Annotated in this window: 3 protein-coding genes and 3 pseudogenes; 2 read left to right on the plus strand and 4 right to left on the minus strand. The window is 60.1% G+C overall.

Annotated features, from left to right (window positions below; genetic code table 11):
• Window positions 1-130: 130 nt before the first annotated feature.
• The 4 genes and pseudogenes from ACFX5Q_RS34415 to ACFX5Q_RS34430 all read right to left on the minus strand — a co-directional run.
• A pseudogene (locus ACFX5Q_RS34415) lies at window positions 131-2,329 on the minus strand (Tn3 family transposase); the annotation flags it as partial.
• A 464-nt stretch (window positions 2,330-2,793) separates the two neighbouring features.
• Window positions 2,794-3,333, minus strand: a pseudogene (xopAI, locus tag ACFX5Q_RS34420) (type III secretion system effector XopAI); the annotation flags it as partial.
• Window positions 3,334-3,924: 591 nt separating this feature from the next.
• Window positions 3,925-6,012 carry a type III secretion system effector XopAA gene (gene xopAA, locus ACFX5Q_RS34425; protein WP_183455378.1) on the minus strand — a complete coding sequence of 696 codons (2,088 nt, stop codon included), beginning with the start codon at window positions 6,010-6,012 and terminating at the stop codon, window positions 3,925-3,927.
• An 83-nt stretch (window positions 6,013-6,095) separates the two neighbouring features.
• On the minus strand, window positions 6,096-6,794 hold the full coding sequence (locus ACFX5Q_RS34430; RefSeq protein ID WP_404284999.1) for an IS6 family transposase: 699 nt from the start codon (window positions 6,792-6,794) through the stop codon (window positions 6,096-6,098).
• 319 nt (window positions 6,795-7,113) lie between these two features.
• Between ACFX5Q_RS34430 and ACFX5Q_RS34435 the strand changes: the two are divergent.
• Window positions 7,114-7,332 (plus strand): annotated as a pseudogene (locus ACFX5Q_RS34435) (transposase); the annotation flags it as partial.
• Window positions 7,333-7,490: 158 nt separating this feature from the next.
• Complete coding sequence (locus ACFX5Q_RS34440) at window positions 7,491-8,033, plus strand: hypothetical protein (RefSeq protein WP_404285001.1); 543 nt, start codon at window positions 7,491-7,493, stop codon at window positions 8,031-8,033.
• The last annotated feature ends 107 nt before the right edge of the window (window positions 8,034-8,140 follow it).

Here is an 8,140-nt window from a genome sequence, read left to right on the forward strand (position 1 = left end):
GCCTTTCCGACAGCCAGAACTGAACGTGCCTCCAATATTCAAGCCCAAAACGCCTCTTCTACGCGCCGCCTGACCCCAGAGAAATTACCGGTCTCCGCGATAAATGGTCGCAATCTCACATTTAACTGCAGTGCGACACCTCGCTTTCGGTCGGGCTGATCGGCAAGATGCTGAAGTAGCCGTACTGATCTGACAGATGGCTGTAGAACTTCGATCCGGGCTCACTGCCGTAATGTAGATTGATATCTCCGCGCTTTGCGGCTCGGTCGCTTGCTCGGAAGAATTGGCCATCAGATGATGACGTTGTGCCATTGCCCCAAAGGCGAGAATGCGGATGGCGGGTGTGTGCGTCCGTCACGCAGGCTTGGGCCGCGCGGTAGGTCTCTGACCGGGCATGGAAGGTGCGCATCCAACTGATCTGGTGAGCGCTGATGCCTTTGGACGCGCTGGCCATCCGTTTCGGACCGAGGTTGGTCGCATCGGCCAGTACGCCAGCCAGCATGGCCGAGACATTCCTCGGAGTGTCACCCGTGCGAACATGCGTGAAGCAATCCGCAAAGCCGGTCCACTCTTGCACTTCCCGCAGGAGGTCCGGCACCTCGACCAACGGATAAAGCTCGCTGATCTCGGCATTCAGTTCCTCGGCTGCAGCGGGAACCTCGCCGGCGGTCGGCGTGACGATCAAGGTACCAGCTTCAAGGCGAACACCGTCGAGCTTCCCGGCTCGTGCCCTGTGCGCCAGGCGCTTCAGGTTGAAGTCGAGCATCTGCCGCGCTTCGGTAAGCCACGCCGCGCCGTCTTCTTGGACACCAAGTCCGAGGCGATCTTCATCTTTCAGGATGGTGAACGTTGACCGCGGCATCAGGTGCTCGTCGATCGGTCGGAAGGATCGGCCGCCATCGACCCAAATATCCGCAGATCTAAGCCGGTCTCGCAAAGCCGCGAGCGTTCCAATCTCATAGAGACGGCGATCGGGCTTCTCCTGCCCGAGGATTAGCCGTCGATCAGCTTGGCTGAGGTGGGTGACCGGAACGCGATCCGGAAGGGTCCGCCGCTTCTCGGCATAGAGCCGTTTCAGCAGCGAAATCGCCGCAAGAAGGGGATCGTGGCGGCGCGCTGAGCGGAACGTGAACGCCCGCAGGAACGCACCGGCATACTTGTTGACGGTCGCATATTGCTCGGCCGCTAAGGTCAATGGCGACGCCTCGTTGTCCTCGACCATCGACTCAAGCTCAGGCTTCATCCGAAGCAACCGGTGCCATCCAACTTCCTGATCGAGAACCTCCAATGCGTTCCGGCCATAATCGTTCGCGGATTGCAGGGCGGTGATCGTGTCCAGGAACATGCGTAGCGCTTTGGCGGTATCCGGCCTGCAGTCCATGTGCCGCTGCTTCTTGCGGTTATTGGCTTGCGAGAACAGCCGACCTATCAGCTTGATGAACATCGACACTGCATCGTCCGTGAGCTTCTGGCCGAGCTTGATAATCTGCGCCACGATCAGCGCGTGTCGACGGCTGGCATTGAAGTCGTTGGCTAGCCATGCCGGTGTGGCGTTGCCCTCACGGATCATCTGATCCCACCGTCCAGACGATATGCGCATCTGCAATTTCGGATCGATTTCCAGCTTGCGCAGGAAGGCAATCCGTTCGGTCAGCCCAACCAGGTTTGACGCGCCTGGCGCATCCGGCGCTGATCGCAGCCAATGAAAGCGCGTCTGGCCGATGGCCGGGTCAACCTCCAACAGCTTATCCAATGATTGGAGCGTATCGACCGAAATTTCTTCGATCAGCGCTCTCTCTGCCCGCCGACGGGCAATGGCGCGGGCGGCAAGACCGATCCGTTCGATCGTGTCGATTGCTGGCAGAAGAGATCCGCGTGCACGAAACATGGCGACAGTAGCACTCGCTATCGCGCCACCGTCGTCGGACATCGTGGCCGCTTGAATTGCAGCCAACAGCGCAGCTCTACGGTCTTGCCCCGTCGCGCTCCGCGCGGCCAGATAAACCATCAAGCGAGCAATGTGATCGCGACGCGTTTCTTCACGGCGTGCATAGAGCGCAAACTTTCCAGCGTCGGCGCCAATCTGCTCAGCAACGTACTTTAGCATTGCGCGAGGCGGAGTTTCATCGGTCGCCAACACCCTGCCTGGATATCGCATCAGGCAGAGCTGAACGGCAAATCCGAGCTGATTGTGTTCTCGTCTGCGAAGTCCAATCTCAAGCCTGTCAGCCGACGACAACGAATAGTGTCGGATGAGGCCGTCCTCATCGGTTGGTATATCGAAAAGTCTCTGTCGATCCTGAACCTTGAGAAGCCTCCGTTTACCCATCGCCCAACTCCATCCACGACTAATCTGCCGGGAGCGTTGTCGAGTCGGACGGGCGAAGAAATCAAAACTGGTGCCCTGCGATGACAATCCACAGGGATCGGATGCTGCACAGCCGCACTACACTAGAGTTCATGATCCGTTCGCCCTTAGCGTACGATTTCGCACTGCTCTTGTTCCGACCCCTCTTAGTGCGCGTTGCCTGCGCCAGGGACGTACGGGTGCTGTCATGGCGCAGCGCTGCGACTGGCACAAAGTGACCGCAACTGACAGGCAAGCGCATTGCCTGTCAGCAGCGCGCTTGGCCTGTGAACTGAGAACCCCTTGTCGAGCCGTCCGTTTGCCGTTTCGCGTGGCAGATGATTCTTCAGCAGCCTGTTGCTGCGAAGTTCAGTCCGCTCGAACACCATCCACACCGCCCACATCCGTACTTCTGGTGAATACTTCTCCAGGGCGATTCAGAATGCCTACGCGATCTGGCTTTGATAAATCTTCAGGCGGGGATGAGTCTCGTTCTCTTCAATTCGTGTTACCTGAAAGCGGGTGCCAGGAGGGAAGAGAACTTCCTGCTCATTCGGGCGCTCTGAAAACATGGAGATGCGTTTTCCAGTTGTTGAATTGCTTTCCCACTCGACTGCCATTCCTTGCCAGGATGCATTCTTGGTTTCTGAGGTCGCGAAGAATCGGCGGTCCGTGGTGATGCTTCCTTCTTGGTATCGCTCCGACACCCAGTCCGGCAACTGATCTTCGCCGGTGAAGACAGTCCCTTGATATGAATATTCTTCGGGAAGCGATTGCAGGGCGGAAATGATGCATTTTGCAAATGCAAGGCCATGAGCAGTGGGCGTCGCTTCTTTCTCCAGAACATCCTGTACTACTTCATAATCGTCCGTCGTCCATGCCTGCAGCGCCACGAGATCCTCGGTTGCCATGTGTTCGAGTTCTGGGTGGTTCCTCTTCATCTGTGCCATTCTTTGCATCATCCCATTCCACTGCTGCTGCCTCTGTGGGCGGGATTGTTAGCCCCAAAGAGTTATGAGCGCAGTCTTGAACTGTTTTCGTTCTTCAGGTGTGGTTCGGAACTGCGACCCATCGTGTTGGATCCGCTGCCAAAGTCGCTTTTTTGCTTTACCAGATCGCTGGTATTCAACTCCAGCAGTGGACTTAATGGACGGCGGCTCGAGCTCGCTCCGGGAGACCCGAGTGACGCCAAGCCATACAGGCTGGGTGACATGGACGCCTCGGGAGATGACGGCGTAGAGGGCGTGGCCTGCTCTGTGGCGTGGGCTGCATAATGCTCAGGTGAGCCTGCCACGCTCGGCTTTGAAACGCATAGACCCATGTTGATCTCCTACAGTGACTGTAGGAGCAAGTTTGGCGAGAAACTCTCCGATTCGCGCTGGCTCACCGAAGTCATAGCTGGGACGACGAAGCATTGACGCGCGGGATTCTCGAGCCTCTATAGAGGCTTGGCAGGGATTTGTGTACAAAACAGCCAAAAGTGAGCTAACTCGCTGTCAGTAAAGGTTTCTTACACGAATCCCTACCGACCCTCCCGCTCAGGAATCCCGCCCGACCCCATACGCGTGCAGGGCTGCTTATTCCGACTGAGGCGCCGGCTGCATGGGCAGCTCCGCCGGTGCGTCGACCCAGGGGTCGTCCCTACCCGCCGTCCCCTCCGATTCGCCTTCCCATTCGTCGCGCGCCTCGTACCACTCGTCGCCGATCTGCTCAAGCGTGCCGACCAGGGTGCGTTCGGCGGACGCCCGCTGTGAGGGGCTGAAGAACAGCGGCTCATGCGGCACACCCGCCATCTCGACCCCGGCTACGTCGTGCACATCCGCTGCAGCCGGCGAGCGGTGCCCGGCGACCAGCTCGAAACCCAAGGCCATCGCGCTCCGGCCGAGTCGGATCGCCTGCTGTTGGCCCCAGCCGAGCGCTCCGCTCGTAGCCATGAGGCCCTTGGACATGACGTCGCCGGCCACCCGGCCGAAGAGCAGGTAGGCCGCCGTGTAGCCGACGGTCCCGGCTATGAAGCCCGATGGGTTGGCCCTGGGGTCGTCCATGTAGCCGCTCATCACAGCGGCTACGGAGAAGGGCAGGCCGATCGTCATACCGCCGACGGTGTCGCTCACGCTGTCGTTCATCCCCGCGTGCGTGACGTGCGGGCTCAGCGCTTCACGGAGCAGGAACGTCGACGAGACGACCGCATCGGCGATGAAGTCAGGTAGGGCCAGCCCGTTGTTGCGCATCAGGGCGATGTTTGACCCGAGGACGGCGAAGGCTACGGTCGCCAGCGCGAGCTTTCCCTTCAGGTCGGGGTTGTTTGCGAACGATGCGTCCAGGGTCCGGCGCACCGCCTCTAGGGGGCCTGGTGGGTCATCGCTTGCGGCGACCGGGCTCTCCTGCCGCGTCCCGGTCGCTACGAGCCGCTCAAGGCCCGTCACGATTCTGGACAGGTCCTGCTTGAAGAAGGTGAGCTGCCGATCCATGTGCGGCGTGATCCGCCGGTCCTTCTGGAATTCGCCGACGGAGCGGTTGACGTTGCTCAGACCCGCGCGCAGATCGCCCACGACTCCCTCAATGGCGTCCCTGAAGCCGTCGGGAAGATCACGCCTGCGGTTGAAGGCGCCGTTGAAGCGCAGCCGCATCGAGTCCATCAGGTCCTGCCCCAGCCGCAGGCCGAACATCATCGCCCCTTGCGCTGCCGCTGCGCCGGCGACGAAGCCGGCGTTGCGCTGCAGCGGCGCGGCCTTGGCGTAGAAGGTGGGTACGGCATAGATCAGCGAGATGAAGAAGACCAGGCTGTGCCGGTTGATGGCGTGCTTCATGAACAGCTTGGCGTCCGTTGTCGGGCGTCGCATAAGCGAGACCAGCTGTATCGCCGTATAGGTGTAGGAAGCAATGTTGAACGCAGCGTAGGTGCCAGTCTTCTGGGTGAACAGCGTGGCGAGCGGCAAGGGGTAGAGCAGAAGCGTCAGCGCTCCCTGGTATATCCGCTTCGCGGCACTCGCGTCGTGCTGCAAGGTGTGGATGTCGGTCTCGAAGCTGGTCATGACCGGCTCGAGATAGCGCCGGGCCTCTGCCAGGAACTCCGCCTCCTCTGGTGTCGACGCCTGCTTGTCCAGGTGCGACCGCAGTTCATCGACCTTCTCGCCCATGGCGGCCAGCAGCGTCTTCGGCTCTCGACATCCGGGCTCGGTGACCAGTTCGTTACGCAGCTTGCCCACGAACTCGCTGTCATCGAACTGCCGAAGCTCCTGGACGACCGACAGGTTGCCCAGGAAGGCGGCGATCCGCGACGAGCAATCGCGCATGAGCAACCCGCTCTCGACGTCCCTCGCTTCGCCGGGATTGGCCAGGCGCGGCTGGCTCGCCCCGGAACGGGCCGGTTGCGGAAGCAAATCCGGGACGCCTTCATCGTCCCCGGCTTGCACAATGGCCGGTATGACTTCGGGCCTCGAAGGCCGCTGGCTGGAGATCGACAGCAGGTCCGCGAGGCACATCGTGGTTTCCGAAGCCGGTCTCGGGCACGCGCGTGCTTGCGTGCCGTCCGTGGGCCACAGAGTGCCGCTGCCGTGTCCCGCTTCGATCTCGATGCTGCGGTCGGCGGGTGACGATCCGTCGCCCGCAACCGGGTCGTGCGGATGCGCGTTAGGGCCAAGGCTTGCGGTTTTGATTTGCATGATGGAGTCCTTGCGGGGGTAGATTGAAAGGGTTTTGTTGCAACGGCTGAATAGGGCACAGAGAGGCCCTGATGCGAGGTCAATCAGGCGGCGAGGATTTCGAACTGCTCGGCCAAGGACGGATTCGGATTGAAGGCGTACCTCGCCTGTCGCTTGCGCATCATGTGAATCATTTCGATGCCGGTCAGGATGGTGGCTGCGGTGGCCGTTGATTTGAAGCCGAGCATCGGCCGGATACGGCGCTTGATGCGCCGATGGTCCTGTTCGATCCGGTTATTCAGGTATCTACTCTTGCGGATCCGGATCGGCTTCAGCCGGCGCCGGGAGCGATCCTGCAAGCGATTTGTGGTGTCGCAGGAAACGATCGCCTCCCGATTGGTCTGGCTACCGTCGATGACGACGCGATCCGGTCGGCCATGACGCTCCAGCGCCTTTCTGAAGAAGCGTTTGGCCGATGGCAGGTCGCGCTGCTCGCTGAAATAGAATTCGACGGTGTCGCCGACACCGTCGATGGCGCGATAGAGATACATCCACTGGCCACGGACCTTGATGTAGGTCTCGTCGACATGCCATTTGCCGGTCACGCTACGCTTGCGCCGGTTGAAGCGCTCCAGCAACAAGGGCGCGAAACGGACCGTCCAGCGGTGGATGGTCGTGTGATCGACCGTAATGCCGCGCTCGGCCATCATCTCCTCAAGATCACGCAGGCTCAGATTGTAGGCCAGGTACCAGCGCACGCAAAGCAGGATCACAGATTGGTCGAACTGGCGGCCTTTGAACATCGCAATCCTCCGAAATGGTTGAAGGATCCCTTGCCACTCGCGAGTAACAAAAACGTTGCAACACATCCGTCTATCCGGCGTCAAGTCACGCAGGCATAACCAACTACATTAATGATCGAAATGCGTTCGATTTCATATCCGCGCACCAACGCCAAAGGCATGGCTACGCTACAAAGGCTATTGCGGTGACCGCTTGCCTAAACCCACACCAATAAACGATCCGTGCACCAACGCCCGCTAAGTGTCCATTCCAAAAAGAGGTGAGTGATTTCAGCGGGTTGTGATTCTATCGGATTGCTGAGATTCGACGGAGATCACGATGGCCTGGACCGAAATCACTCGGCCGCACTATGAGCGGCGCTGCCTGCGCTACGCAAGCGATATGACGGATGAGGAGTGGGCGCTGATTGCGCCGTTGATGCCTTGTGCGAACCGGCTCGGCCGACCGCGCAAGACGGACCTGCGCGAAGTCGTGAACGCGCTGCTGTATATGGCCTCGTCGGGCGGCGCGTGGCGGCTTCTGCCGAAGGACTTCCCGCTCCTCCAAAAAGATGACCGCCAGTTAACGTGGCATCGCCAGTCCTTTGGGAAGCATCACCATGTCACGATCGAATGATTGAATATGAATTGCGCATGACGGCGGCGCGACCGATAGGCGCTTAAGTACTTCCTTGATCCGCGACCGGAGAGACCGCTATGGACAATACTGGCCGGGCAGGGCCTTACGGCACTTCCGAACAAAATGATCCCAACGCCGACGCATACCCTTGGGTCGCGAGTTTGACAGGGATAGGGGGGACAACGGACGATTACATGCGGCAGTACCGTGAGCAACAACAGGCCCTGGAGCGGCAGCTGGGGGGCTTGAGCCTGGGCGGCTCCGCTGCTGATCCAGACAGTGGTGCGATTCGGCGCACGTCCATGGGTGGCTCAATGCGGATGCCGCGGCAGCCTTCCCTGCGGGACAACCAGATCAGCAGCGCGCGCCCCAGCATAGACACCTCTTACGCAGCCTCGAGCCACTCGCGGTCCAAGCATTCGACCGCCTCGTCGGGGGGCGATTCCTCCTTCTCGGAGGAGCCGGCAATCGCCCCCCAGCCGAAAAAAAGCGGGGGATTGAAGTCGTTCTTGAAGACAGTGAAGAAGACCTTCGTTCCGAGCAGCGGCAAGAAGACGTCGAAGGACGGGATGCACCAGCCGGAGGTTGTCAAGACGACCTGGCGCTGTCACATTGTTTGAAGCGTGGACGCGCGGAAGCCCACAGCTGTTTTCAGGCAATCTGCAACGCCGCGGCCTTCCATTCTGCCATGGCATTGAGGCGGTGAGTTCGGATCTGCGTGGCGGAC

Source organism: Mesorhizobium sp. IMUNJ 23033, from assembly GCF_044778005.1.
Classification (GTDB): Bacteria; Pseudomonadota; Alphaproteobacteria; order Rhizobiales; family Rhizobiaceae; genus Mesorhizobium; species Mesorhizobium amorphae_A.

Coding starts and splice junctions, on each gene's coding strand:
- ACFX5Q_RS34430 (WP_404284999.1), bottom strand. CDS start 6,794: ATGTTCAAAGGCCGCCAGTTCGACCAATCTGTGATCCTGCTTTGCGTG.
- ACFX5Q_RS34440 (WP_404285001.1), top strand. CDS start 7,491: ATGGACAATACTGGCCGGGCAGGGCCTTACGGCACTTCCGAACAAAAT.
- xopAA (WP_183455378.1), bottom strand. CDS start 6,012: ATGCAAATCAAAACCGCAAGCCTTGGCCCTAACGCGCATCCGCACGAC.